This window comes from Levilactobacillus mulengensis, assembly GCF_003946045.1.
Taxonomy (GTDB): domain Bacteria; phylum Bacillota; class Bacilli; order Lactobacillales; family Lactobacillaceae; genus Levilactobacillus; species Levilactobacillus mulengensis.
On sequence record NZ_RHNW01000005.1, the window covers coordinates 154,698 to 181,607 of the forward strand.

Here is a 26,910-nt window from a genome sequence, read left to right on the forward strand (position 1 = left end):
ATAACTAAAGTAGAGTGAATGTTTCATGTGGAACATTCGAGTGGAGAAATAGTATGCTAAAATTAGAAATTTATCAAAATAATGAAAAAGATCGGGCAAAATGCGGTTAAAGATGGGGAGCTAAATGTCTTCAAAGTTGTGAGAAAAGTGAGTATTGGTAGGATGAATGACACGATTTACTGGTTATGCTGGTTGGTAAATGGGTCACTTATATGAAAATAAGTGGTACCATTAATTGATGATACATTTAGTTCTAGGGAGGAACATAACCAAATGAAAAAACAGATGATACGTTGGGTATTGGGATTTATTGCATTTGCGATGATCAGCATTGGCGGGATGACAGCTCAAGCTGCTACGTCAACGGTTAAAATCGGTGGCGTGAGTGTCGAACGCTCATTTCTCAATATTGGTACCTATTATCAGGCCAAGCGAGCAGCTAAAGCGACTGTTACATATTACAAGACAAGCAAGCCTGATACACAGTATACGAAAGTTATTACGTTGCCCAAAGGGACGATTATGTCGGGATGGATTATCCCTAAGCATAAGTTAGCGAAGGGGCAATGGGGGAATGAGCTCGCATTAGTCGGTGGAAACCTGAACTATGGGTTGGTGAATGTGGGCGCCAAGAAGGGCTATTTAGCTTCTGGAGTCGTTTCGTATGCGTTAAAGAAATTCAAAAAGGTCAAGGCGCCAGCCTATATGCCAACCTATAGTTATGGTGATCTGTACTTGGGTGGTGCTAAAGCTACTCGAGAAAGTGATAGTCAGGTGAAACAAATCGTGCGCATCACAAGCAATGGGTACGTTGAGTTGATTCACCAAAATAAACGAACGAATAGCGATGGGGCTTTCGGTGGTAAGCCTAGCAGTCAAGCAAAAATCGTAAAGACCAAGGTTAAGGGAGCTACGCGCTATCTTTATTTGAACACGAAGATGAAGGGCGTTAAGACTACCCGTGTTGGGAAGAAAGGTGCGTATCAGTACCGCCTGGCATTGAAGAACTTACATCAGCCACAGAACTTAAGTGGTTATGATGATGATCGTGGCGAAATTTACGTCTTTGACAGTTTGTACGCAGTTGGTGGTGTGACGTACTATACGTTGATTTGCAATGGCAGTGACATTGAAGATTAATTTATTTGCATTGTGATCTAAGCAGTCCGGTGTCTATGGGGTGGGTAAGCACTGTCTACCGCTATCGGCAATAAAATTTCTAAACACATATAAGGCCCAATTCATGTAGATGGATTGGGCCTTTGTCACGTAATTTTTAGGGTGATGTGAGTCTTACAATAATCATAAGATGACTCGAATGTTTCATGTAACCGCTTAGTATTCAACGGAAGCTTGGTGGCTAACTTGATCATAAAATTTACTGCCTGTTTTTTTAGTGAAATTAAGACCCTAATCTCGCCTGAAAAGTAGCACGGTTGGCGCCGACAACAACGATAATCCCGTCAAGCCATCGTTACCACAATCTTGCCGCGCGCATGTCCCTGATGTGAGTAGGCTAACGCTTCAGGCAGTTCAGTCAGCGGAAAGGTTCGATCGATAATGGGGCGCAGGCGTTCTTGCGCAATCAGGTCCGTGAGAATCGTTAATTGGGCGTGGCTGGGTTTCATGAATAGAAAATGATACGAGACGTGAGCACGCCTAGCCGTTTGGGTTAGCCGGTGACTTGCCAACTGGATGAGCTGGCGTTTCCACCATGGCAATCCGTACGACCGGGCAAATTTAGCATCCGGCAGGCCTGAAATACTGACGACACGGCCACCCGGTTTCACGATTTGGAAGGCCCGCAACAGGTTGGGTCCCCCCAGCGTGTCGAACACCGCGTCGTAACCTGACAAGGTGGTTGCGAAGTCCTCATGATGGTAGTCAATGATCTTGTCAGCCCCCAGTGATTTGACAAACGCCGTGTTTTTCTGACTAGTCGTGGTCGTGACCTTGGCGCCTAGTGTTTTGGCCAACTGAATTGCCACCGTCCCAATACCACCGGCGCCGGCTTGAATCAGGACGCGCTGTCCCGGTCGCAGGTGCAACAGGTCGTGAAGTGCTTGATAGCTGGTCAGTCCCACCAGGGGAATCGCTGCGGCTTCGGTAAAACTGAGGTTGTGGGGTTTCAATGCGATATCAGCCTGGTCAACAGCTAGATATTCGGCAAAGGTTCCAATGCGGTGCTTACGGGGACGGCCGTAAACAGCATCGCCGACTTGAAAGTCAGTCACATGGGTACCGACTGCGACCACAATTCCGGCAAAATCGCTGCCGATAATCAGTGGCACTTGATAAGGCAACAAGAATTTGAGCCCGCCGGCCATCGTTTTTAAATCAATCGGATTGATGCTAGCAGCCCTGATTTGGACCAGGACATCGTTGGCGTTTGGTGTGGGTATGGGGACGCGCTGAATGACCGGCGCGGCCTGACGGTAATGGGTAATTAGAGCGGCACGCATAGTTTTTGTCATGAAAATAGCCTCTTTTATGGTTTATATTTTTAAACGGATAAAAGGCATTATAGAATATTGGTTTAAAAATATCAACCTTTTAATTGGTGAATACATTCAGTTGACAAGCGGATTGATACATGCTTTAATGGTTTAAAATAATAAACTAAAGAAGGCGATTCACTTTGCCAAGTTTGATAAAATTAAAGCATGAATTTACCCAATCCAGCGATTTTCTCGTGGCATTGGGTGATCAAAAGCGGCAAACCATTATCATTGCCTTGTTGGACGAAAAAGTGGTTCATCAGGGTCTACAGGTTACTGATTTAGTGGGAGTCACTGGGTTGTCCCGGCCAGCAGTTTCCCACCATTTAAAAATTTTACGGGACGCAAAATTGGTGGATTATCGCCGTGAAGGGACGAAAAATTTCTACTACCTGACGCACGATACCACTGCCATTGATCAATTGAAGACGCTCTTGGACCACGTAATGGAGATTATGACATGCAACCAACAACTATGAAGAAAATTCTAATCGTTGTAACGAATACGTTACACTACGGCCAAACGGATGATCCAACCGGCTTGTGGCTAGGTGAGGCAACCGAGTTTGCCCAGATTTTGGAGCAGGCTGGTTATGTGGTCGACTACGTGAGTCCGCGTGGTGGGTTTGTCCCGTTGGATCCGCGGAGTATGAAATATACCGACGCCGAAATCATGGAAATGTACGCCACACCTGACTTTCAGCGCAAAGCACTCACGACGTCGCTGGCACCAGAACAGATTGATCCGGCGGACTATGCAGCTATTTATTATGCCGGCGGTCATGGGGTGATGTGGGACTTCCCCGACAACCAACCGCTGCAGGACATAGCTGCCAGCATTTACGCCAATGGGGGCTACGTCACGTCCGTTTGTCACGGAATTGCTGGCCTATTGAACATTAAGACGGCGGCTGGCGATTATCTGATTGCTGATCATCAAGTGACGGGCTTCACCAAGGCAGAAGAAATTCTGGCTGGCAAGCAGCGCGTTGTGCCATTTTTTAATCAGATTGAGGCGGAGAAGCGGGGGGCACATTTCCTGAAACGCCGGGCCTACCGCGAATATGCCGTACAGGATGACCGGCTGATCACTGGACAAAATCCGTTCTCGGCTAAGGCCGTTGGTCGATTGTTAGTGCAGAATTTACAAGCTAAATAAAAGCACCTGTTACTCTGAAAAAATGGGTAACAGGTGTTTTTTACAGTGCCCCCAAATCCTTTGGCTGCGTCCTATTTGCCACCAGTCGGTTGAACGCAGCGTGGAGGACTGGGTCGACGTGGTTGGTGCCGGGGAGGTAGTGAATGCTCTCGGTACCGGTCTGAAGCGCCGTTTTGTAATACCACTTTTTCCAGCGCAAAAAGTCGAGGGGATGTTGGGGTCGCGCCATTTTGGCTTCCAACTGAGCCTCGTGCTCTGCCAGAAAATCATAGCGGTCGTGTAACGTGCTGTCGCCAGTCATGCCCAGATCGATGAAGTGGCCAGTCTGTTTAACGGCGACGCCGGCTTCCTTGAGGCAGACGATGCCCTCCAGAAAATTAAAATCGTTATCTTTAAACCGGCGCCGGCCAGCAAGTTCGGTGTCCACGGCCTGTCCGAAACGATTCGCCAGGAAGTCGCCGGCGATAACGTCCGGATTTCGTTGGTAGCCCCCGGTGCCGGGGAGACAGAACTGTTGACTCACGTGACCGATGCTGCGGCGTTAAAGGATTACGAAGCCTGGAAGCAGACCATGGGTGGCTTGACGTTGGATGCCAAATACGTGGCGCAGACCGTGAAGTTCATCTACGATATGCCGCAAGCGGTTAACATCCGTGAAATTGATTTGGCAGCGACCCGCCAAGATAGCTAATGTTCCACGTGAAACACGATGATTAATGAGCGCTCGACCACACGGCTTTTGCTTGTGGTCGGGCGTTTTTGTCGGGCAAGGGAATATGGTATGATAGCGGTATCAAATCTGAAAGGATGACCCTGATGACTAACCGTGACAAGATGCATACTGGTGACCTGTACCTGCCAGACGACCCCGCCATTGAAGTGGAACAGAAGCGCTACCTTGACCGGCTCTATGACTACAATCATACCCGGCCGAGCGAGCCAGCGAAGCAGCAACAGATTCTCCATGAGCTGTTTGCCGACCTGGGGGAAAATTGCTACGTGGAACCGCCATTTCACGCCAACTTTGGTGGGCATCACGTTCATTTTGGCGCCAACGTCTACGCCAATTTCAACCTGACCATGGTCGATGACACCCACATCTACGTCGGCGACCACACCATGATTGGGCCCAACGTGACGCTGGCCACGGCCGGCCATCCCATCAACGCCGAGCTACGTTCCCGGAACTATCAGTACAACATGCCGATTCACATTGGCCGCAACTGTTGGCTGGGCGCCGGGGTCATCGTGCTCCCGGGCATCACGATTGGCGATAACGTGGTCGTGGGGGCGGGGAGCATCGTCACCAAGGACTTGCCGGACAACGTGGTAGCGGTGGGCAACCCGTGCCACGTGCTCCGGCCAGTCAGTGCGCATGACCATGAGTTTTACTTTAAGGACCGGCGAATCAATCCGGCATTATTTGAAAAATAGACATGACGTCAGCTTCAGGCGAGTGCCGGAGCTGGCGTTTTTTAATGAAATGCAGGTAATTTTTTCAAACGACATCATGTGTCATGCCAGAGGTGTACGCTAATCCTGTAACGATTACATAAACTGGAGGAGAGAAAAATGAAATTAACCCAAGCACTAGCCCTCATCACGGTCACCACTGGATTGGGAATCGCCGGAGTCGTCACGTTGCCCGGCAATACCACGCAGGCAGCGGCTAAGTCGACCCTGAAGACCTTTCCCAAGGCCTTTCGGCATAACTGGTATACGTCAGCAGGAAAGCGTGGTAATGCCATGAAAATCAAGGCTAAAAAGGTGGCTATGCGCTATGACACTAATACAAGCTTTGCTCATTTCACATTGCACGCGCACAAGCTGCCATTCCCCAATAACAAGAATAAATACAACGGCTTATGGATCTACGCCAAAAAGCAGCACGGTACGATTCACATTGGGTTGTGGAATAAGAGTGTGACACTGCCATTAGAAGGTAGCTACCGGGTTAGAAACAAGACTTACAGGAACCGGAAGATTAAAGTGCTTCAAGAAGTTTCTGGCGGACACGTTGACAGCACGTACTACACCACGAAGAAACTAGCAGCTCACTTTAACAAGTAATGGTCGAATCAAAAACTAGGGATAACGTTGTTCAGCAAGGACGGCGTTATCCCTAGTTTTTTAGGCATCACCAGTGATAATAACCAAGAAGAACCCAACACAGACGGCCGGTCATCGTCATTTTAGAAACTTCCCCTTGACTGTAACGTTACGGGACAGTTTACAATGAAAACATACCGAATTAGAGCAACGAAAAATGCGGAAGAAGGAATTTGACATGTCACATCCTAACTCAAAAAACGATAACGTTCAGGAATGGCTTGGCGTCCCCTATGGTACGGCCGACCGGTTCCAAAAGGCCCAACTGGTGCCATTTGACCCCAACCATGACTATAGCCAAAGCGGCCCAGTGTCACTGCAGTTAACGGATCCGGCCTTTTTAAATGCCGACAAGGGTGAAAGTGAAGATTGCTTAAACCTGAATATCTGGGCGCCAGATAATGTGCAAGAAAAACTGCCAGTCGTGGTTTATATCCATGGTGGGGGCTGGACGTACGGTGCTAACTCCCAGGACACGTCAGATGTATCGGGCCTAGTTGCTAGTGGCAAGGTGATTGGCGTTTCCATTAATTACCGCCTGGGACCCCTTGGCTGGCTCGAGCTGTCCCAATATGGTGGGAAATTTAAGGACGCCAGTAACCTAGGCTTGCAAGACATCGTCCTCGCCCTAAAGTGGATTCAACAATACATTGGGGACTTTGGTGGTGACGCCAGCCAGGTAACGCTTACGGGTCATAGTGCCGGCTCATTTTCACTGTTGACGCTCTTAGCGGTCCCTGAGGCAGACGGCTTGTACAAGAGATTAGCCGCATTTTCTGGTTATGCCGCCCGTTATATTCCAGCTTGGTGGGCGGAAGAATTGGCGGATAAGGTGTTAAAAACGTTAAAGCTAACGTCACCAGAACAACTATTAACGGTTGAGCCTAAATCCTTGATGAATGCTGTTAATCAAGTCTTACCAACGGACGTTTTGAAACGCGGTAATTTAAATACCCTGTCAATCGGTATCGTCGATGATGAATTTTTACCAAATGGCGTGTTAAAAGCACACCCTGCTGATGTAATTAAAAGTGGGGAGCATAAGGATGTTGATCTAATCCTCACGTCGACCACGGCCGAAGCAAGTTGGTATGCCGCTAACATGCCAGACAATGTCGACCCCAAAACGATTGAGGCCGTCATTGATGAAATGGTTTACGATTGCCACATTCCACGCAAACAAGCTGAGGCCATCGCCTTACATTGCGGTGCCGGCAAAGCGTCACCCCTTAAGGTTCGGACCCGCTTCTTTACGGATTATAATTTCACCTTACCGGCTATTCGGGAAGCTCACGATCATGCGCAAGCAGGTGGGAGCGTTTATCAATTAAGTGTGGGGCCGGCCGAAGGGTCACCCGCTTATCATGGGACTGATATGTATGGCATCGTCGGCCAAGCTGCCCCTGATGCTAGTCAGGAACAACTTGATCGTGATAATTTTATTAGTCAAACGTTACTCGACTTTGCGACTGACCAGCCTGAAAAGCTATGGTCACCGGTGAAGGCAGACCAATTAAATATCAAAGATATTGGTCAGCGACCTTATCAAGGTAACGAACATGCTCAAACCGTGCTACAGCTGTTTAAAGGCATTGCGCGGCCATAAGTGTGCGTTAAAAAGGCGGTTAAAAATCGCCTTTTTTGTTTGGCTGAATGGGATTTCAACAGAGAGGATCAGATTTTGACCAAGAAATTTTCGTTTTTTTCCAGAGACATTATTTGCGTCATGTTAGCAACCTTCTTTTATCAATTCAGTATTCAGGCAGTTAATCCACTAATGAATGGGCACGCGCGTAATTTAGGGATTAATAGTGCCTTTGCCGGTATCATTGTGGGGGTTATGAGTCTCACGTCAATGGTATTAAGACCCTTTGCGGGAAACCTAACCGATCGCATTTCTAAATACCGGCTAGCCCTAATTGGGGGGAGTTTGTGTGCGGTCAGTGATTTTGGCTACCTGTTTGCTGCCAACGTCTCTTGGCTATTAACCTTTAGAATCGTCAATGGTGTCGGCTTCGTCCTGTGTACCATTTGCCTAGCGACTTGGATGGCCTTCTTAGTGCCACGCGAACATCTGGGCGCAGCGATGGGGTATTACGGTCTATTAAACGCGTTGGCCATGGCGATTGCACCGGCCCTAGCCATCAGCCTCTATCAACTGCTCGGCTATCAATTCATTCTCAACCTGGCCGCCGTGAGTGCCGTGGCGATGGTCGTTGCCATCCAATTCATTGATAATCGTGCCAAACCAATCGTTGACGCAAAAGATCACCATTTCAAAATTATTCAACGAGATGCTTTGCCAGTGGCCATTATTTTTTCGCTACTGTCGATTCCCTACTTCGTTACCCAAGCGGATATTGTCATGTACGTCCAAGAACGCCATTTGAACGTTACCGTGAGCCTGTTCTTCTTGTGCTACTCACTGGCATTGATTGTGATTCGGATGCTACTGAAAAATTATTTCGATACGATTTCATTTGGCGTTTGGTTTTCCATCTGTATCATGGCCACAATCGGGTATATCATCCTACTTACCATCATGCAAAATAACTTTGAGATGATTGTGGCAGCCGGCTTAATGGCAGTCGGGTTTGGGGTGATGGTGTCGGTTTCCCAGTCAACGTCGCTCTTGTTAGCGCCCATAGAAGAGCAGGGGCTGGCAAACGCGACTTACTATTTGGGCAGCGACGTTGGGATGTCCCTTGGCCCCATCATTGGGGGAATTCTCCCAACCGTTTTCCCACTTAAATTCTTTTACCCAGTGATGTTGGTGATTGTTCCGTTAACGGCCATTCCTTATCTGTGTAATCGGGGTAAACTTAATTCGGCCGTGCAGTATAATTAACGTGACTTTGATTTGAAATGTTAAAAAGGTCCGCTACTAGCTAGAGTTAGCCTCTAGTAGTAACGGATCTTTTTTAGTTTGATGCAGTATAGTTGTGATTTAGCTCCGCCAGTAGCCATTCTCCTGTTCCACGGCCATTTGTCCCGCCAAGTTTAGGTAGTTGAACGGCTCGTTGAAATTAGGCGAGAACAGCATGTCCAGCAAGGCTAGTTGATCGATGGTCCCGCCATTTTGAATCAGCGCGGACACCGTGTTGGCTGCCTGGGAAACGTCGTGCTTGCAGAGAAGTTGAGCGCCCAGAATTTTCCGGTTATTGCGGTCGTACAGCAGTTCCACCGTGATGGGGTGGGAGTCCGGCATGAAGTCTGGCCGGTAGGTGCCGGTGTACTCGACGTGGCCGACGTTCAGTTCCGCCGCGTGCGCTTGTGCCAGGGTCAGCCCGGTGCAGGCCATGGTGTTATCGAAAATCTGCATGCCCGTGGTGACCTGGGTGCCGAGTGTCCGTAAACGCCGGTCGCCGACGTTGATGCCGGCGACGGTACCTTGTCGGACGGCGCTGGAAACCAGTGGGGCGTAAGTGACGCCGGTCGACGGATTATTGCGACTGAGCACCGCATCGCCGGCCGCAAAAATATCGGGGTCGGAGGTCTGCAGGTAGTCGTCGACCAAAATTGCGCCGTTCTTAGCCATTTTAACTTGGCCGGCCAACAGCTCCGTTTGGGGAATCATGCCGGCGCTAATGGCAGCCATGTCAACGTGGTAGCTGTCGTGATTGGTTTCAATCAATAGCTGATTATTTTCGGCATCTTGAAAAGAGGTGACGACCGTATTTGTTAAGATGCGGACGCCCTTGGCCGTTAAGAGCGCAGTGATTTTGTCCGCGATGGCTGGTTCAACGTAAGTGTTGAGCAAGTGCGCTGGTTTCTGGATCAGCAGGACTTGGTAACCAGCGGTCGCGTAGCCTTCGGCGAGTTCAACGCCGACGTAGCCCGCGCCAACGATGGCGACGCTCTGCTGACCGGCGGCGTAGGTGCACAGGTCGTGGGCCTCGTCGTAGGTCTTGCACAGCAGGACTTTGGGATTCTCCACGCCGGAAATGGCGGGGATGGCTGTGACGGAGCCGGTGGCCATGATGAGCTTGTCATAGGTGTCACGTTCGATTTTTTTGGTAATTAAATCCTGGACTAACAAACAGTGGGTCTTTGCGTTGATGCGAATGACATCGTGGTTGGTGGCCATGTTCACGCCTTGCTTGATGAAGTCTGCGGGTTCGGCGTAACGGGCGTCGGCAAGGGCTTCCACGGTGCCCTCAATATGTAAATACGTGGCACAGGACAGGTACGAAATCGCGTTTTGCCGTTCATAAACGGTGATTTCAGCGTCGGGATAATAAGTTAAAATTTGTTTGACCGCAGCAATACCTGCGTGGGTACAGCCGATGACGACGACTTTCATAAGATTAATCATTTCTTTCTATTACTAATTGACTTCATTATAGTATACTGTTCAGTAAGGTAAAGCAATGCAAATTGTTCATGAGGGGGTAGTATTATTTGGAACCAATCTATCGGTATTTTGTGCAACCACAGATTAATACGGAAACGAAAACAATTTTTGGTTATGAACTCTTGATGAAGCAATTGACCCCTGACGGTTGGCGTTTACCGGAATCTTTTTCCGCTATCGACCCACAGATCGTGGCAGACTTGCTCGTGGCAACCACGAAAGTTCTGTCGCCAAAGGTTCGGTATTGTTCAGTAAATGTTAACCGTGAGCAATTAATGACGACGTCAATTGCGTCCGCTATCACAAAAAGCCAGGAACAGATTTATCCGACGCGTTTAGTCGTTGAGCTCACCGAAGATGATGGACCACAAAAGTATGCGGTCCAAGACCTGATTCCCCAGCTGAAAAAATTCATTGATCAGGGGATGGAACTGTCGCTAGATGACGTTGGCACGGGTGATAATTATTTCACAGATATCCAAGATTTATTGCCGCTGGCGTCCGAAGTTAAATTTGCGTTACAAAACTTCAATCAAGGTTTCAGCGATCCCCAGATTCAGAAGCAGGTTCATTTCTGGCGCGCCATAACGGCAGAGTATGGGTTGCGCTTGGTGCTGGAAGGCATCGAGAATCACGAGGACAGCGTGCTGAGCAAGCGGTTAGGTATTCGGCTGAAGCAAGGCTACTACTTCAGCAAGCCGCGCCTGCTCAAGCTTCCCGGCGACTCATTTGACGCGGGTTAAACGAGTTGTTACTTACGCCTCCGGGCTGGTGAAAATGGGCCGTGACGCTGTGGGCGCCCGCCCGAAGCCTGAGGGGCGGTCTTCGGGCTTACTTTGAGCCGAAAAGCGCGTCTCAAAGATAGCAATTACCTAAGCGGGAGACCCGCTAAGGTAATTCCCACGGCTGAGCCCATTTTCACCAGCCCTGCGGCTGACACTGATTTAGCCTGTAAAACGCATCGTCACCTAAGTCTTTTGGCTTAGGTGATACCTTGAGTTTACTCCAGGGGTTCGGTGGTTGCTAATAACTTGACCCCGAACTTTCAAAGCAACTGGCATAAGCTTCAAAATAACAAAATTAACTGATGCAACGTGTATTGTCTCTGGGTACGCGTTTTTTCTGTGCAGTAAAACGGTTAATTGTAGATAATAAAAATATTTTATACCTGACGGTGGTATTTAATGATTACTGTAACTATAATGGGGCTAGATAAGTTGACTACTGGTAACTATTGCAAAAATAATAATGGGCGACTAACCATTAAATCGGGATAAAGTGGTCAACAATATTTACTTATAATCCAGCAAAATAATGGATTCATTAAAAATCGATTTGGGGAGAAAGGGCGACGATGGATGACAAGGAAACAATGGCAGGAGTTGCTGGTGGCGGCATTATTGGTGGTGTTGGCAATCGGAGTCTTACGTCGTCCACGTTCTCGGGTGCAAGCGGAAGCGGCGACTACGACCGTGCCGGGGAAGGGGACGCCCAGTGCTGCACCGTTTGGGTTGTTTGGGTTTTATTTGAATACGGGATTTAGTTTACAACCGGAGGACCGCTATACCTATGTCAATAACGCTAAGCTGTTGACGACTGATACGGCGCACTCGATGTGGGCAATATTTAATTTGACAGCCAAGGATCATTTTCAGTGGTATCAGTCGGTTGATGGCGGGAAAAACTGGACTAAAGCGCAGGATGGCAATAAAGCCTCTGATAAGTATGGGACAACGCCGGATTTAATTGTGACACCTTCTCAAGAGGGTACCGTTTATTACCAAGCCACATTTCAGTATTATACGGTCCTGCCAATCTGGCCAGTGACGAGCACCTATTTCTCTAGAGTCGCAGCGGTGACAACCTTACCAGCGCCAATCGATGCCAGTGGGATCAAAGTTTCAATTGATGATGATTACCTGTATAACAACCAGGATGCGGCGGCCTCGACGTTCGTTCACGGCCAACCGACCCCAGCGAACGCAACGGGAAATATCACCTGGACCAGTAGTGATCCAACAATCGCGGCGGTGGACGCTAAGACGGGGAAGGTCACGGCAAATAAATCAGGCAAAGACGGCCAGGTAACTATCACAGGGACCGTCCAAAATGATGGCCTCGTCGACGTGAGTGATTCGGTCACACTGACTGTGGGTGGTGGATTGGCAGATCAAACAGTTACGGAAGGGCAATCGGCTGACTTCCGTGTGCTGGGGAATATTGATCAGAAGCCGGACAACGTCGCTTGGCACCGGGTTGACGCTAATGGTCAGAATAAAGTTGTGGCCAACACGCAGAGCCTGAATTACCAGACCCCTGCGACCACGCTTCAGGACGACGGTGCCCTGTATTACGCTGAGGTCACGGTTACTATGCTAGATGAACAGGAAAAACCACAGACGCAGACGATTAAGACGCGTCAGGCTAAACTGACGGTCAATCCAGACACGGCGCCTCGAGTCACCATCACCAGTGAGATGAAGAATTCAACGGCCTCGTCGGAAGCGGCCACCACTGCACAACAACTGTCTGGGACCGTTAATCCAATTCGAAATGATGATACTGCTCATAATCTGACCAACATCGTGCAGGGTGATGAATGCCAAATTACAGGGACCATCACGGATGCCAATTGGCTTAATTCGACAATGGCTAGCGGGGAATTGACGTTTGAACTGCCTAGTAGCCTAAGTAATCAGGTGAAGTTTATACTCAATAATGTGCCACAGGCAGTTGCTAAACAAACAGTCGGATCAGAGACGATATTTTCGGTTAGTGGGCTTGATTTCAGCCAGGTGATTTTTGGGAGTTATGACTACGAAATTGACTTCACCTCACCTATCACGACTAACCAGCTCTACACCACCGGCGTGCGGTTGCGGGGAAGTGACAAGAACAATCAACTACTGGGGACTTACAGCGGACCCAGTCTCAGGCTGAACTTTACCGATGGTGTGATCGACGCAACGGCCCATCCCATTACCTTTGGGACCCTAGATAAAACCAGCTTGGGGCAAACGGTGGCGGGCCAAGTCGTGGATGGTGGGAACCTGCTCGACGTTAGGGACAATCGGCGCCGGCGCGACCAGGTGGCCGTCCAACTTCAACAGAGCACCCCCTTTTACAGTGGGGACCGGCCCTTAGCGGCGGATTTATTCTACGATAGTGGCTCGTTGTCCTATCCGCTATCGAACGTTGCCCAAACCGTCATTAACGCGGGGGCTGGCATAGCGGTTCAGTCGATTGGGGCTAAGGGTGAGCACCTGAATCTGAAGCTGCTATATGCCGCTTACCAGGCCGGCCACTACACCTCGACGTTGAACTGGACGTTTGCAGCAGTGCCTAGTGTGTAAATGTTTCACGTGAAACAACGTTAGCCATGCTGATTAAAGAGACGGCCAGTCCTACCACGCGTAGGGCTGACCGCTTTTTGTCAAGCAATAACTGCTATTTTGCGCTTAAATCGTTAAAATATTTTACGATTAAAATGGTATTTGTTAAAAATAAAAAGTATAATAAAATCAGACAGAGTTGTTAATTTGTAACACCAGAAATGGCTGATTAACGAAATCTCACATAGACATCAGATGTTTGCTAAAAACTAGGTTGGTAAACGAATGATCGTCAGGACTTATTGGATAATGGACTAGGCATTAATGACCGAAAAGTGTGACGGTTTTAACCACTATTTGGTTGAACTTTTTATCATAGTAATTTTAGGTTGAGAATTAAATTGATGGAGTCAATTGAGATAGTGGGTACACGGAAACGTCAAGGCAGCTAGTTCAGGAAAAGGCTGCCAGGGCACTCTTCGCGTGTGTAAAGGGAGACGATGCTATGACAAAGAAAAAATTAGGACGGGTGTTGCTGATGTTAGCAGCATTGTTCGTTGCTGGCGGATTTTTCAATGGCACAAAGCGTGCGCCGGTTGCGGAAGCCGCGGTCACTGGCTACGGCACACCAACACCAGATATTAGTAGTTTTTTATTTTGGTACACGGGCACAGGATTTCGGCTGCAGCCACAAGATGAGTATACGGCGGCGGGGACGTCTAAGACGTTAACGACTGGGGTTGGGTATTCGTTTATGGATACCTGGTTTAATGCCTTGGCGTATAATCATTTTCAGTGGTACCAGTCAACTGATTCAGGGGCGAGTTGGCAATCAATCAAAGGGGCAACGAGTTCTAGCTTAACAGTTACGCCAACTACGCCAGGAACGACGTATTATCAAGAACGGTTTGGGTACTACCTCTTCATCCCACCATTTACACAGAGCATGTATTACTATTCGCGGGTTGCTTCGGTTACGGCTTTAGGCGATCCCGTCAATGCGACAAGTTTGTCGGTTAAGGCGGATGACAATTACCTTTACAATAATCAAGATAATGCCGCGACAACCAATGTGCATGCGACACCAACGCCAGCTAATGCGACTGGGAGTGTAACTTGGAGTAGTAGTAATCCAAGCTTGGCTTCAGTTGATAAGGATGATGGGACCGTGACGGCCAATAAAGACGGTAAGTCTGGAACAGTGACCATCACCGGGACCATTAAAAACGACGATGGCACGACTAAGAGTGGTTCCGTTGATATTAAAATTGGTGGTGGGTTGGATGACCAAACTGTCGATGTTGGGAAGACCGCGACCTTCAAGGTCCAAGGGACATTCCCATCAGCACCTAAGTCTGTTGTTTGGTACCGTAAGGCTCCTGGCAGCAGTACCGCAACTAAGGTTGCCAGTGGAACCAGCCTGACGTACACGACGCCAACGACGACCTCAGCGGACGATGGTGCGAGCTACTACGCTGAAGTGACGATTGCTTCGGACTCTAATTCAAAGACGATTACCACGAACACAGCTAATCTTAACGTGATGTTCAGTACATCTCCTAAGGTGTCAATTACCAGTAAAATTACGGATTTGACGGATAATACTGGGAACACCGACACTTACTTGAGTAACATTGTTGCTGGTGACAACGTTGAAGTTTCAGGGACCATTACGGATTCTAACCCGGACTCCACGCTGCAAGGTGGTGTCCTGAAGATTAAGGTACCTGAAAATATTGGCAGCACGTTCTTCTACATTGACGATAAGTTAGTCAATAATACGGCAAAGCCCGAAGATAATGGTTCTGGCGGTTATGATTACTATTTGGTCCAAGGGACTGCATTAAAATCAGATCGAATCGATTTTAGTAGCCAACAAACACATAAGTACAAAATTGATTTTCAATCACTAGAGACAACGAACACAGATTTTACAACTAATGTGAAAGTAGACGGCTACGATGATACAACAGGTGGTACCATGCTGGACACCTACCAAAGTCAAAACCTAAGCATGAACTTCTCAGCGAATACGCTGACGGCGAAGGCCGGGAATGTCTCTTTTGGATCACTCTCCTATGTCAACGTCAATCAAGACATTGAAGGTCAAGTTGAAGGTGGCGGCGACCTGTTGGCCATTTCCGACGATCGGCGGACCAAGACGGGGACAACAATCACGCTGAGTCAAGCAACGCCGTTTAGAACCAGTGATGGCAGTCACACGTTGGACGCCACCCTGAGTTATTCCAATGGGAGTTCGGCGATGCCGTTAACGGACAAAGCACAAACCGTTCAGTATTCTGGTCCTGGAATCACAGTGGGCTCGCTCAGTTCGGATCACGGGCAGAAATTAATATTGAACATGGCTAGTCAGGCTATCTACACGGGAAGTTATTCCTCGACGCTTGATTGGACGATTACGATGGCACCATCATAGAATGAGTAATATGAAGTGGTCGACAGCGATGTCGGCTATTTTTAATGGCTAATTTTGTAAGGCGCTTAGTGGTCAACTAACGACCAGATGATATACTGAGCATATGTGACACTAGTCTTTTATAAGTGGTGATAAGAGAAATGATAAGTTTAGCAGAAGTCCAAACAATTTGGCCTGAGTTCAGAGTGTCAGCAGTCTACGAAAAACTGGTGACCGTTTCAGAGAAGCGTGGATTTGATACGGTGGTGTATATTTTTCAAGCGATGTCCGTGCTAGGAGCTCAGCAGATGGCGGATTGGTCTAGTGATAAGCTGCAGCAATTTGTTGATAGCGTGACGGCAATTTCTGTGGGAGACGCGGCTGAGCAGCCGGGAGTTGTGGCCGACAAGGTAACGGTGCAGGTGCTCGCAGCGCTGCTGGTGTTTGGTGTAGACACTAAGCGTCTTAAAATTTCGGATGAAGAACTAGTTGCTCTCTTATTTAGTCTCAATTTGGAAGATGTCGGTAGTCTTCTAGATATCCAGCGAATGCTTGGATTGCCGGCGGAGAACTTACCATTTAGCGATGACGAGCTTCCAAAGGGACAACCGGATAAAACGGAGACAGCGTTGCTAAATGATTTAGCCAAGGTTGTTGCGCACCCAGAACAGATGGTAGCGGTTGCGAAGATTTACGACCCAGACCCAGAAGAGGGCTATCTTCAGCGGCATGTCAAACGAATTGGTACTCGTAAATGGCAGAAGCACACAGCGCGGCAAGTTCATCGATTGGCCGTCCGGACAGGACTACAACTTTGGCTTTCGCGGCAAAAGTATCCGCTGGCACCGTCAGCGACGGCAGGGCAAACGCTGGAGGATGTGATGTCGATGATCGATGCCATTTACGCCAAGACGTTAGAGACACCACAGGCTTGGTCGGATTTAGGCTGGCAAGATGTTTATGACTGGATTCAGGACGATCTTGATGACGAAAAGGTGCAGCAGAATCTGATACTGACTCTTACGAGCACGGTACATCTGTTGATGGATCAAGGCGAGCTGAATGTGCCTCAGGCGACAAGCATTTCAGCTATTTTACAAGGAGAATTTACGGCTGAAAAAGTAAAACCACCAGTTCGTAATCGGCATTCCGGAGGTCAGGGATTATCGCTGGCTGCAGCTAAGAAATTGCGGCGGAAGAAGCGCCATTGATCGTGGAGGCATCAAGAAATGACAGAAACAACAATAGAAGAGCTGTGGCAGGCATTTAAATTGTCAGCGCAGTATGGCGATGTCCAAAAGTATCCAGAAGAGGTCTGTCATGAAGCAATTCGATTCATAGGGATGGCAATGACCTTGCAAGGGGTTACGGGAACAGACTGGCAACTCAGCAACCTGCAAGCGGCATTAGAGATTCTAGTTAGAGTGACGCCCAAGCAGCCAGAGGTTCGGATGGTTGTGACGGACATTTTACAGGGGTTAGTACACTTTATGGTAGTTAGCCATTTAGTAAAATTAGCAGCCAAGGATTTTGCAGACCTGTTGACTGCGTTTCGGCAATATCACTTGCCCGAACCACAAGTTCTGTTTTCAGGAGTGCCTAGTAAATGGCCGTTTGGGATGTCAATTGCGTCCCTACCGATGCCTTTGCAACGAATGACGGATCAAATCGCGTCGGAGACCAGCGAATGGCAAAATTCCTATCTGGCTAGTCCCCAATGGTCGGAGCGACCAGCAGGTGTCTCAGCTGAGTTTATGAAATTAGTTGTGGGGAGTTTTACCAAGATAGCTTACCAGGACTATCGGAAGACGCCGCTATCATGGGCTGGGCGCACAGTAACGGGGGTGTTGACCAATTACTTTGTTACGCAATTGGTTTTGCCTGGTGAGGCGTATTCGTTGGTCGTGCCAACACTACACCAAATGTTTAGCTTCCTAGGAGAAACCGAGCGCTTGACGCAACAACGAGTCAAGAAGTACCAGCGGCTTATTAAAGCGGCTGAGCCAAAAATGTTGGCGCATGTGACAGCATGGGAAAATCTGCCAGCGACTGATCAGTTGGTTCGGGGTATTCAGACAGCGGGTATCGACCTGTCAGCGAATGGGATTATTGGTCGGTATGTGATTCAGGGATGAAGGCGGCTGGTACCCAGAAATGTTATTCCTCAACGCGTAATTGGACGATTACGACAGCACCATCATAAACCGAATAATATGAAATGGTCGACAGTGATGCCGGCTATTTTTTATGGCGTTTTGTGGCTGATAGGGCTAATAGTTCGCCAATCAAAAACGCAATAAAGTCCTACCCAGCCGACACCAAATGTCGACCAGCGTATCCGCCACAAACTCCCGAACGATAAGCGTTGACCGCCAAAATTTGAAAGCGTATTCTGAAACTAAGCGTGACCTCCACAACTAGCCAGAGTTAGTTAAGGGGCACATTTAATCCAGAAATGGGGAGGACAAGTTAATGACAAGAAACTGGCAACGCGGCCTGCTCGTAGCGGGCCTAATGGTGGCCGGACTCAGTATGGGACAATCAACACCGGCCAACGCGGCGACCAAGCTGGCCGTCGTGCCCAAGGCCCTGCGTGGCACCTGGGTGACCCACTATCGCGACAGCAAGAGTTATGGCGTAGAAATTTTCACGGCCACGACCTGGCGGGAACGGATCGGTCGAACGAAGACCCAAGCGCTGCACGCAAAGAATAAATCCCGGTATCGGCTGCGGCAAACCAAGCCAGTCAATCAGCGGACCTTCACCTTGACGGGGACGCGTAGCCATTGGCAGGCGCACTATCGTTTGAACGACATGGCCTTCCCCAACCAGAGCATCTGGCTCAAGCACCGGCGGCTTAAGGGAAAGACCCAGCTCGTGCTGACGGCGTTTAATCCGGCCCGCACGGATGTCTTTACCAAGTTGACTAAGAAATAATCAGATTTAATTACTAAAAATAATTATTAATAATTGGAGGAATTCCCATGAAACTGACGACTCTCGTGACAGCGACACTCCTGACCCTAACGCTAGGCGTTGCCGGCGTCGCGCTGACGCCAGCAACCACTGGTCAGGGCAAAGCGAAGACCACCCTGAAGACCTTTCCCAAACAGTTGCGCGGCACCTGGTACGCGGATGCCGGGAAAATTGACGGGTATCACTACTACAACGGGGTTCGGTTCACGGCCAAGCAATTCTATTTCCAAGCCAACGTCACCAAAAATTTTGTCGGGTTTCCGCTACATGCCCATAAGTTACCGTTCACCGGCACGAAGAAAGGCCATCTGGGTTGGGCCTACGCAACGAAGCATCACGGTTTAGTGAAGGTGGCACCGTGGAATCGTAACGTTACCTTGCCACTGGCCGGTTACTATCGGAAGACCACGACGAAAATCAAAGGACACAAGGTCACCGTCGTCCAAGAAGTTTCTGCGAATAAGAAACACGTCAATTATCAATACTACGCCACCAAGAAATTAGCGCGGCAGTTTGCGAAACACTAATGATAATGACCTCGTAGAGTCTGGGACAAAATCCCAGACTCGTTTTGTGTACCCATGAATATGGTCGAAACGTGCGACAGAAGGCACCCGGTTCCGCTTAAAACGGCTAACCGCCTTCTGTCCCACTCTCTTTTTTCTTAGGCCGGCTTTAGCAGGTGCATTCTATCGGTAGTTACGGTAAGATTGGCGTAATGGCTTTTAACGGTAACGACGTTTCACCATTCGGGAGGGGATTGTATTGACAAGTAGCGACATTGAAACGGCATGGCCCACTTTTCGGGCCGCCACGGCGTATAAGGTTTTGGAGTTGTATCCGGAGCAAATTGTGAAGCAAGTTTTGGTTACCTTTACCAAGATGCTCCAGGCGGTCAATCACGTTGATGCTAGCCAATGGGATAACCAGATGGTGGCAGAAGGACTAACCGTTTTGAAGCAACAGGCCCAAGAGGATAGTGACCCGCTATCCCTGATAATTTTGAAGCTAAACTACAGCGTGTTGAAACCGTTCTTGTTATTTTGGGCGCAGGCTAAGGAAAGCCAGCTGCAGGTAAAAGCGGTTCGTCAATTGTTAAATGAATTCGAATCGGTGACGGGGCTGGATGGGAGTACGATCGATGTGGATGCCCTAACAATACAGGACCCAATGCAGAACGCAATTCCTGATCAGCCGTGGCTAGCAGAATGGCAGGAACGCACGGCACACGATATTCAGCGCTACACGCAAAGCTGGTTAGCCGAGTACTTGGAAAGTCCTGGATGGGCGCATAATCAAGCGACAGGTGTGACAGAAGACCAGCTGGATACGCTATTAAGGTATGTTGTGACGCAGGGGTATGATGAATACCGCAAGACCCCCAAAAGCTGGAGTAAGGCAGCGCTGGCCGGGGTTTTGGACGACGTCGTTGCTAATTTAAATCTGACGGCGGCGGACCTGGCACTGACAATTCCGGTCATGAGTCAATTACTGGGCTTTGCTGGTAAGAAGGGCTGGTTAAACGCGAAGAGGGCCAGCACGTATCAACGGTATTTGGTGGACCTCGCACCAGAAACGATTGAACGGGCCAAGGACGACAGTAATTTTGGACCGGAAAAGCAAATTTATTATGCCATGATTGCGCAGGGAATTGATCCTAACGACGCGACCGCAGCCAAGGCTTTTGTGGAAAAGATTCAAGCACAAGGTGGAGTAGATAGCAAATACGAGGGTGGCGCGCGCCTGCCAGATGGCATCGACCTGACGGCTGACGAATTAGCAACCTTGTTGGATGACGAGGAGTTACTGTACACCTTCGCGGGGAGATATGATCCGAATCCACAGCGAAGCTACTTACAGGAACAGCATGTGATGACCTATGCGGGGCGAAAATGGCAAGAAAAAGAAGCCGTCGACGCCCACCTCTTTGGGGTCGTAGTAGGCCTGCAGGTGTGGCTGTTCAGAAAGGCCTTTCACCTCTCACCGCTGTGGCAATCATCTGAAAATACGCTTGACATGGTCGCGCGAATCGCGGATATGTTGTACGGCCAATGTGTCATTTCACTCGAGCAATCGACACCAGACATTTGGCAGAATTTTGGCGAGTGGATTCAGGAAGCAACGTCTGATCCGGATGGTTTGCGGGAGCTGATGCGGGCGATCGCCAACGTTTTGCAAAATGAGGGGTACATGCCACCTAAATCGGCCGATAAACTGATTGCGGCCCTCACGGCAAGCCAACCGAAACATCAGAAAAAGACTGGCAACGTGCTTTCATTTAAGGAAGCACGCAAACGGCGTAAACACAAGAAACGTTAAACATTATAGAAGGAGAACACCAACATGAAACATATCGTAGCGGGAATCGTTGCCCACGTTGATGCCGGCAAGACCACGCTATCGGAAGCGTTACTGTACCAGTCCGGCGCGGTGCGGCAGCTGGGCAGAGTCGACAACGGGGATGCCTTTTTGGATCCGGACGACTTGGAAAAACAACGCGGCATCACCATCTTCTCTCACCAGGCCAGTTTGACCCATGACGACCTGCACCTCACCCTGCTGGACACCCCGGGGCACGTGGATTTTGCCTCACAAACGGAACAGGTGCTCAGCGTCCTGGACTATGCCATCCTGGTGGTGTCGGCCACCGACGGCATTCAGGGCTACACGCGCACCCTGTGGCGGTTGCTCGACCACTATCAGGTGCCGACGTTTATTTTCGTGAATAAAATGGATGCCCCCACGGCCGACCGCGACCGCGTTTTAAGTCAGCTACAGGAGACCTTCTCCGCCGGGTGCGTGGCCTTTTCGGGGACGGATTTGCCAGACGAGTCAGCCGAGGACGTTGCCATGCAAGACGACGCTGTGTTGACGGACTATCTGGAGACCGGTAACCTCAGCGACGACACGGTTCGCCGGATGATCCAACAACGAAAAGTCTTTCCGTGTTACTTCGGCGCAGCTCTGAAATTAGACGGTGTAGACGACTTTTTGTCTGGATTATCTTACTGGACGCAAGAAAACACCTATCCAGCTGAATTTGGGGCCAAGGTCTTTAAGATTTCTCACGACCAGGACGAACGATTGACCTGGGTCCGGGTGACCGGTGGTGAGTTAGCGAACAAGGATGTTATTTTAGACGAGCAAAAGGTGAACCAGCTCCGCGTCTACAATGGAAGTAAGTTCACGATTCAGCCCACGGTGGCTGCTGGGGAGGTCTGTGCGATTCCCAATCTCACGGGCACCCATCCGGGGCAGGGCTTGGGACAACAGGTTGCGGCCCGGACACCGGAGATTCAGCCGGTGCTGACCTATACCGTGGATCCGCAGGGAGCCGACCTGCATCACTGCTTGACCGTGCTGCAGGAATTGGAGGACGAGGACCCACAGCTTCACGTGACCTGGTCCAACCAGCTTCAGGAAATCCGTGTCCAGATCATGGGGGCTGTTCAGCTAGAAATTTTGCAACAGATGCTCCATGACCGGTTTGACCTGGATATTGGGTTTGGCGAGGGGAGCATCCTCTATCAGGAAACGATTACTCAGGCGGTCGAGGGCGTTGGCCATTTCGAACCGCTCCGGCACTACGCGGAGGTCCATCTCTTGATGACGCCGGCACCTCGGGGCAGTGGCTTAACGTTTGCCGCTGACTGTTCACTAGAAGTGCTGGGCAAGAACTGGCAACATCAGGTGCTCACCAACCTGCGGGCCAAGCAGCAGTTGGGGGTCTTGACGGGTTCGCCACTTACCGATGTGACCATCACGTTGGTGACGGGACGGGCCAGCATCGTCCACTCGGTCGGTGGGGACTTCCGAGAAGCCACGTGGCGCGCCGTGCGGCAGGGGTTAATGATGTTGCGCGAGCAAGGTGCCTGCCAACTACTGGAACCCTGGTACCAATTCCGCTTGGAAGTTGGTCAGGACCAGGTTGGCCGGGCGATGAACGATATTCAGCGGCTCCATGGGCAGTTTGATACCCCGGACGACACCGCTAGTGCCAATGGCATGGTCGTTTTGACCGGGACCGCCCCCGTCGCTGAAATGCAGGGGTACTCGCAGGAGGTCTTGGCTTACACGCATGGTCAGGGCCAACTGGAATGCCTGGTCGATGGCTATCGGCCGTGTCATAATCAGGCGGAAATCGTGGCGGCGCAGGACTACGCGCCCGTCGCCGACCTCCCCAATACGCCGGACTCCGTGTTCTGCGCGCATGGGGCCGGCTACCCCGTTCCATGGGATGAGGTGCCGGGGATGGCGCACGTGGATTATGCCTATTCAGCCGCGGATCTACAGGCGTTAGGGTAGTCACCTAACGGTCAATTGACGCGGAACTCATTCCGTGGTAATCTACCAACAACTAATATATCGGAGGAATTGCCAGATGTCAGTCGTTCAATAGGCGTTACGCAGGTTGCTAAGAAAGTGGTCAAACACCGCTGACTTTAGTGTGCCCGTAAATGCTTGAACGACGAAATGGACATCTGCGCCCTCATAAATCTTTTGGGGTGCAGTCACGACTGCGCCTTTTTTGTCGTCAGCCTTTCGGGTACCGTCACGAACGAGAGGATTTGAACGAATTGAAAATCGATTTACAAGCGTACGGTTTAACTGAACGGGTCGTACAACTGGCGGCGACAGAACCAGCGTTGACTCTGGCCCGAGTGACCGAGCAGCATAGAGAAACCTACCAAGTCATCAATGCCGCCGGACCAGTCGCTGCTGAACTAGCTGGCAAGTTTCGACACACCGTGAAGGTCGCCGCGGACCTGCCAACGGTGGGGGACTGGGTGCTGGCGACCGTGGCCCCGGACGACCAATTGGCTGTGATTCAGCGGGTCTTACCCCGCCAGAGCGTTCTGGAACGGGCCGCTGTTGGCAAAACCGGTGCTGGTCAGCTGATTGCGGCCAACGTCGATACCATCTTCATCTGCATGTCGCTGAATGCCAACTTTAACGGGCACCGCCTGGAACGCTACCTGACGATGGCCTGGGATAGTGGGGCCGTGCCGGTCGTTGTCCTGACCAAGGCCGACCTGTGTGCCGATGTGGCTGAAAAATTGGCGGCGTTGGCCGACGTGACGCTGGGCGTGGACGTGGTCACGTGTTCCGCCACCACGGGCGATGGTGTTGCGGCTTTGCAGGCCTACCTGACGGGCAATCAGACCGTGTCATTTATCGGGTCATCAGGTGTTGGCAAGTCCACGCTGATCAACAGGTTGCTGGGCCACGAGACGTTGGTCACCCGAGAGATTCGGACGGACGATGACAAGGGCCGGCACACCACCACGGCACGGGAGTTGTTGCGGTTGCCCAGTGGCGGTGTGGTCATTGACACCCCGGGGATGCGGGAGCTCCAAGTCCAGGGTGGGGACCTGACCAAGGCGTTTGCGGACATCACCACGCTGGCGGACCAGTGTAAGTTTCGCAACTGCACCCACCAAACGGAACCGGGATGTGCGGTGCAGGCGGCCATTGCGGCGGGTGAACTAGATGCGGAACGCTTAGCCAGCTACCGCAAGCTCCAGCTGGAAATGAGTTACAGCGATATGAGCGCCAGAGAACGAGAAAACGCCAAAATTCAGCGGTTCTTCGGTGGCAAAAAGGAAATGAAGCAGGCTAGAGACCACATGCAACAGATTCGCCGGCGGTAATGTTTCATGTGAAACATCCAAATGAATAGATGAACGCCCCCATTTTCAGCGAGAAGCCATGCTGAAAGCGGGGGCGTTTTTAGGTTAGACGCATTGCGACAGGGTGGTCAGGGTTGTGGTAAGCTAGGCTAAGTTACCGAGATACATAGGATTTGCCGCCGAATGAATGGTGGCCCAGAAGGGATTGACGAACGAAGATGGACATTCAAGAAGGATTTATGCCGTTTGGCGAGTACCAAACCTATTACCGCGTGGTCGGCGACTTACAGGCCGGGCCAACGCCCTTGTTACTGTTACACGGCGGACCGGGGTCGACACACAACTATTTTGAAGCGTTTGATCAGCTGGCGGCGAAGACCGGGCGGCCAATTGTGATGTATGACCAATTAGGCTGTGGGCAATCTTCTATGCCGGGTGACGATAGCCTGTGGCAGGCGTCAACTTGGGTGGCAGAGTTGCAGGCATTGCGGGACTACTTGGGCCTGAAGCGCGTTCATTTGCTTGGCCAATCCTGGGGTGGCATGCTAGCCATCATTTATCTGTGCGACCACCAGCCAGCGGGGATTCAAAGCTTGATTCTAGCCAGCACGCTCTCTTCGGCCAAACTCTGGCAACAGGAGCAGCACCGGATGATTCGCTTCATGGCTTCAGCGGACCAAGCGGCGATTGCCCAGGCCGAAGCCAGTGGCGATTATACAGAGCCAGCGTATTTGGCGGCGAATGACCGGTACATGCTGGCCCATGCGGCCGGACCCGTGACGGCCGATTCACCTGAATTCTTACGACGAGCTAAGCGGTCCGGTACCGCGGCTTACAACGTGGCCTGGGGGCCGAACGAATACTGTCCGACCGGGACGCTACAGGCTTACGATTACACGGCCAAGCTGGCTAAAATCACCATGCCAACACTGGTGACCAGTGGGACCAATGATTTGAGCACGCCACTGGTTGCCAAGACAATGGTCGATCACCTGCCGCATGCAGAGTGGTCGTTGTTTGCCCACAGCCGGCACATGGCCTTCATTGACGAGCCGATCGCTTATTTTGAACGGTTGACGCAGTGGTTGGCGGCCCATGATTAGTGGATTTTAAATGAAAAACCAGCAACGGCCAGGTTTCGGCGTTGCTGGTTTATTTAGTTATTGCGTTAAATGATTCGCTTAGCCTTCGTTGACCTTACCCATTTTCCGTAGGCTCGGAATCGTGAGCATGACCGTGAAACTGATGATGTAGAGCACGGACAGGAAGCCCATGACGACGGTCAGCGTGTAGTGATCCATCAGGAAGCCAATCACGACTGAGGAGAAGCCCCCGATTGCCCGGCCGACGTTAACGATGACGTTGTTGGCCGTCGAGCGAATTTCCGTGGGGTAGAGTCGGCTGATGACCGCGCCGTACCCACCAAACATCCCGTTAGAGAAGAAGCCGATGATGGCGCCCGCCAGAATCAGGGTCAGTTGGTTAAAGGCCAGTGTGATGCTGAAGACGGCGATGGCGGAGGCAATCAGGAAGATGCCAAATGCTCGCCGGGGACCGAAGTAGTCGAGAATGGACCCGAACGTCATCATTCCAACACTCATCCCAAGGATAGTGGCAATCATCCAGACGGAAGAGCCGGAAACTGTTAAGCCCAGCTTTTGTTGCATGATGGCCGGCAGCCAGTTCATCAGACCAAAGTAGCCGGCAATCTGTACGATAACCATAACCATCAACGCTAGCGTTTGGTAAGCCAGTTGCGGCGTCTTGAACAGGGCACGGATCTGAACCGGCTTGCGTTCAGCCTTGGGAGTCTGTTGTTCGGCCAAAAATTCATCACTTTCCCGCAGGTGGCGCCGGATGAAGTAGGTCAAAGCGACGGGAACCAGGCCGAGAACGAACAGGGCTTTCCAACCCAGCGTCGGAATAATCATGGCGGCGGCAACCGCGGCGAGAATGGCACCCATCTGGCCACCGATGGCAGCAACCGAGGTCATCTTGCCAATCTTGTTACGCGAGAAGCTCTCGGCAATCAGCGTGATGCCGACACCATACTCCCCACCGGCGCCAACACCGGCCAGAAACCGGAAGATGTAGATCCAGGTGATGTTGCTGGCGAAGGCCATGGCGGCGGTTGCGAAGGCAAAGATGAAGATGGTGTGTGAGAAGATGCGGACCCGGCCGTAGCGGTCGGCCAGAATGCCGAATAAAATGCCACCCGCCAGCATACCCAGGTTGGTAATCGATGAAATCAACCCAGCTTGGGCACCGCTAATGTGTAGATCGGCGATGATTGAGGAAAGGGCAAAGGATAAAAACATGACATCCATATTTTCCAAGGCGAATCCTGCTGAGGTTGAGGCAATCGTCCACTTCTGGTGCTTACTGAGCGCGTGGTTCTGCGTCGTGGTTTCCATATATTCAGTTCCTCCAAAATGA

The 26,910-nt window shown here is 50.5% G+C and carries 22 protein-coding genes and 1 pseudogene; 19 read left to right on the forward strand and 4 right to left on the reverse strand.

What is annotated here, in order from left to right; genetic code table 11:
* Positions 1-273 precede the first annotated feature (273 nt).
* Entirely contained in the window at positions 274-1,140 is an 867-nt protein-coding gene (locus EKM84_RS06810; RefSeq protein ID WP_164511345.1) for a hypothetical protein, read from the forward strand.
* Positions 1,141-1,463: 323 nt separating this feature from the next.
* On the opposite strand, the gene EKM84_RS06815 is transcribed toward EKM84_RS06810, so the two are convergent.
* Complete coding sequence (locus EKM84_RS06815; RefSeq protein ID WP_125765016.1) at positions 1,464-2,474, reverse strand: NADP-dependent oxidoreductase; 1,011 nt, start codon at positions 2,472-2,474, stop codon at positions 1,464-1,466.
* Positions 2,475-2,638: 164 nt separating this feature from the next.
* Here EKM84_RS06815 and EKM84_RS06820 point away from each other — a divergent pair, with 164 nt between their 5' ends.
* Entirely contained in the window at positions 2,639-2,977 is a 339-nt protein-coding gene (locus EKM84_RS06820; RefSeq protein WP_125765018.1) for an ArsR/SmtB family transcription factor, read from the forward strand.
* The gene (locus EKM84_RS06825) at positions 2,974-3,657 is read left to right on the forward strand and encodes a type 1 glutamine amidotransferase domain-containing protein (protein WP_125765059.1); all 684 of its coding nucleotides are present in this window, start codon (positions 2,974-2,976) and stop codon (positions 3,655-3,657) included. Before EKM84_RS06820 ends, EKM84_RS06825 begins: the two co-directional genes overlap by 4 nt.
* 40 nt (positions 3,658-3,697) lie before the next feature.
* Here EKM84_RS06825 and EKM84_RS06830 read toward each other — a convergent pair whose 3' ends face one another.
* A complete protein-coding gene (locus tag EKM84_RS06830) occupies positions 3,698-4,180 on the reverse strand; it encodes a MerR family transcriptional regulator (RefSeq protein WP_225418167.1) in 483 nt (160 codons plus the stop codon).
* Here EKM84_RS06830 and EKM84_RS06835 point away from each other — a divergent pair.
* The 5 genes and pseudogenes from EKM84_RS06835 to EKM84_RS06855 all read left to right on the forward strand — a co-directional run.
* Positions 4,064-4,348 (forward strand): annotated as a pseudogene (locus EKM84_RS06835) (SDR family oxidoreductase); the annotation flags it as partial. The gene EKM84_RS06830 and the pseudogene EKM84_RS06835 overlap by 117 nt on opposite strands.
* 125 nt (positions 4,349-4,473) lie before the next feature.
* Complete coding sequence (locus EKM84_RS06840; protein WP_125765020.1) at positions 4,474-5,091, forward strand: sugar O-acetyltransferase; 618 nt, start codon at positions 4,474-4,476, stop codon at positions 5,089-5,091.
* Between the two features lie 138 nt (positions 5,092-5,229).
* Positions 5,230-5,727 carry a hypothetical protein gene (locus EKM84_RS06845; RefSeq protein ID WP_125765022.1) on the forward strand — a complete coding sequence of 166 codons (498 nt, stop codon included), beginning with the start codon at positions 5,230-5,232 and terminating at the stop codon, positions 5,725-5,727.
* A gap of 217 nt (positions 5,728-5,944) precedes the next feature.
* Entirely contained in the window at positions 5,945-7,372 is a 1,428-nt protein-coding gene (locus EKM84_RS06850; protein WP_125765024.1) for a carboxylesterase family protein, read from the forward strand.
* Positions 7,373-7,447: 75 nt separating this feature from the next.
* Positions 7,448-8,614 carry an MFS transporter gene (locus tag EKM84_RS06855; RefSeq protein WP_125765061.1) on the forward strand — a complete coding sequence of 389 codons (1,167 nt, stop codon included), beginning with the start codon at positions 7,448-7,450 and terminating at the stop codon, positions 8,612-8,614.
* A gap of 99 nt (positions 8,615-8,713) precedes the next feature.
* On the opposite strand, the gene EKM84_RS06860 is transcribed toward EKM84_RS06855, so the two are convergent.
* The gene (locus tag EKM84_RS06860; protein ID WP_225418165.1) at positions 8,714-10,081 is read right to left on the reverse strand and encodes an FAD-dependent oxidoreductase; all 1,368 of its coding nucleotides are present in this window, start codon (positions 10,079-10,081) and stop codon (positions 8,714-8,716) included.
* Between the two features lie 86 nt (positions 10,082-10,167).
* Here EKM84_RS06860 and EKM84_RS06865 point away from each other — a divergent pair, with 86 nt between their 5' ends.
* The 11 genes from EKM84_RS06865 to pepI all read left to right on the forward strand — a co-directional run bounded on the left by EKM84_RS06865 (position 10,168) and on the right by pepI (position 25,577).
* Positions 10,168-10,863, forward strand: coding sequence for an EAL domain-containing protein (locus EKM84_RS06865; RefSeq protein ID WP_125765026.1), 696 nt, complete (start codon positions 10,168-10,170; stop codon positions 10,861-10,863).
* A 615-nt stretch (positions 10,864-11,478) separates the two neighbouring features.
* Positions 11,479-13,473, forward strand: coding sequence for an Ig-like domain-containing protein (locus tag EKM84_RS06870; RefSeq protein ID WP_125765028.1), 1,995 nt, complete (start codon positions 11,479-11,481; stop codon positions 13,471-13,473).
* A gap of 484 nt (positions 13,474-13,957) precedes the next feature.
* On the forward strand, positions 13,958-15,889 hold the full coding sequence (locus tag EKM84_RS14320) for an Ig-like domain-containing protein (protein ID WP_125765030.1): 1,932 nt from the start codon (positions 13,958-13,960) through the stop codon (positions 15,887-15,889).
* 140 nt (positions 15,890-16,029) lie between these two features.
* Complete coding sequence (locus tag EKM84_RS06880; protein ID WP_125765032.1) at positions 16,030-17,079, forward strand: hypothetical protein; 1,050 nt, start codon at positions 16,030-16,032, stop codon at positions 17,077-17,079.
* A gap of 18 nt (positions 17,080-17,097) precedes the next feature.
* A complete protein-coding gene (locus EKM84_RS06885) occupies positions 17,098-18,003 on the forward strand; it encodes a hypothetical protein (protein ID WP_125765034.1) in 906 nt (301 codons plus the stop codon).
* 337 nt (positions 18,004-18,340) lie between these two features.
* On the forward strand, positions 18,341-18,805 hold the full coding sequence (locus tag EKM84_RS06890) for a hypothetical protein (RefSeq protein WP_125765036.1): 465 nt from the start codon (positions 18,341-18,343) through the stop codon (positions 18,803-18,805).
* A gap of 47 nt (positions 18,806-18,852) precedes the next feature.
* On the forward strand, positions 18,853-19,371 hold the full coding sequence (locus EKM84_RS06895) for a hypothetical protein (RefSeq protein ID WP_125765038.1): 519 nt from the start codon (positions 18,853-18,855) through the stop codon (positions 19,369-19,371).
* Positions 19,372-19,609: 238 nt separating this feature from the next.
* The gene (locus tag EKM84_RS06900) at positions 19,610-21,163 is read left to right on the forward strand and encodes a hypothetical protein (RefSeq protein ID WP_125765040.1); all 1,554 of its coding nucleotides are present in this window, start codon (positions 19,610-19,612) and stop codon (positions 21,161-21,163) included.
* A gap of 24 nt (positions 21,164-21,187) precedes the next feature.
* The gene (locus tag EKM84_RS06905; RefSeq protein WP_125765042.1) at positions 21,188-23,149 is read left to right on the forward strand and encodes an elongation factor G; all 1,962 of its coding nucleotides are present in this window, start codon (positions 21,188-21,190) and stop codon (positions 23,147-23,149) included.
* A 272-nt stretch (positions 23,150-23,421) separates the two neighbouring features.
* Entirely contained in the window at positions 23,422-24,495 is a 1,074-nt protein-coding gene (gene rsgA, locus EKM84_RS06910) for a ribosome small subunit-dependent GTPase A (protein ID WP_225418166.1), read from the forward strand.
* A 197-nt stretch (positions 24,496-24,692) separates the two neighbouring features.
* Positions 24,693-25,577, forward strand: coding sequence for a proline iminopeptidase (gene pepI, locus EKM84_RS06915; protein ID WP_125765045.1), 885 nt, complete (start codon positions 24,693-24,695; stop codon positions 25,575-25,577).
* A gap of 78 nt (positions 25,578-25,655) precedes the next feature.
* Here the strand turns inward: pepI and EKM84_RS06920 are convergent, their stop codons facing one another.
* A complete protein-coding gene (locus EKM84_RS06920) occupies positions 25,656-26,888 on the reverse strand; it encodes an MFS transporter (protein WP_125765046.1) in 1,233 nt (410 codons plus the stop codon).
* Between the last annotated feature and the right edge of the window lie 22 nt (positions 26,889-26,910).

What these genes read in the sequence shown, in the direction of transcription:
- EKM84_RS06810 (WP_164511345.1), top strand. Translation starts at nt 274, where the DNA reads ATGAAAAAACAGATGATACGTTGGGTATTGGGATTTATTGCATTTGCG.
- EKM84_RS06815 (WP_125765016.1), bottom strand. Translation starts at nt 2,474, where the DNA reads ATGACAAAAACTATGCGTGCCGCTCTAATTACCCATTACCGTCAGGCC.
- EKM84_RS06825 (WP_125765059.1), top strand. Translation starts at nt 2,974, where the DNA reads ATGAAGAAAATTCTAATCGTTGTAACGAATACGTTACACTACGGCCAA.
- EKM84_RS06840 (WP_125765020.1), top strand. Translation starts at nt 4,474, where the DNA reads ATGACTAACCGTGACAAGATGCATACTGGTGACCTGTACCTGCCAGAC.
- EKM84_RS06845 (WP_125765022.1), top strand. Translation starts at nt 5,230, where the DNA reads ATGAAATTAACCCAAGCACTAGCCCTCATCACGGTCACCACTGGATTG.
- EKM84_RS06850 (WP_125765024.1), top strand. Translation starts at nt 5,945, where the DNA reads ATGTCACATCCTAACTCAAAAAACGATAACGTTCAGGAATGGCTTGGC.
- EKM84_RS06860 (WP_225418165.1), bottom strand. Translation starts at nt 10,081, where the DNA reads ATGATTAATCTTATGAAAGTCGTCGTCATCGGCTGTACCCACGCAGGT.
- EKM84_RS06870 (WP_125765028.1), top strand. Translation starts at nt 11,479, where the DNA reads ATGACAAGGAAACAATGGCAGGAGTTGCTGGTGGCGGCATTATTGGTG.
- EKM84_RS14320 (WP_125765030.1), top strand. Translation starts at nt 13,958, where the DNA reads ATGACAAAGAAAAAATTAGGACGGGTGTTGCTGATGTTAGCAGCATTG.
- EKM84_RS06880 (WP_125765032.1), top strand. Translation starts at nt 16,030, where the DNA reads ATGATAAGTTTAGCAGAAGTCCAAACAATTTGGCCTGAGTTCAGAGTG.
- EKM84_RS06885 (WP_125765034.1), top strand. Translation starts at nt 17,098, where the DNA reads ATGACAGAAACAACAATAGAAGAGCTGTGGCAGGCATTTAAATTGTCA.
- EKM84_RS06890 (WP_125765036.1), top strand. Translation starts at nt 18,341, where the DNA reads ATGACAAGAAACTGGCAACGCGGCCTGCTCGTAGCGGGCCTAATGGTG.
- EKM84_RS06895 (WP_125765038.1), top strand. Translation starts at nt 18,853, where the DNA reads ATGAAACTGACGACTCTCGTGACAGCGACACTCCTGACCCTAACGCTA.
- EKM84_RS06905 (WP_125765042.1), top strand. Translation starts at nt 21,188, where the DNA reads ATGAAACATATCGTAGCGGGAATCGTTGCCCACGTTGATGCCGGCAAG.
- pepI (WP_125765045.1), top strand. Translation starts at nt 24,693, where the DNA reads ATGGACATTCAAGAAGGATTTATGCCGTTTGGCGAGTACCAAACCTAT.
- EKM84_RS06920 (WP_125765046.1), bottom strand. Translation starts at nt 26,888, where the DNA reads ATGGAAACCACGACGCAGAACCACGCGCTCAGTAAGCACCAGAAGTGG.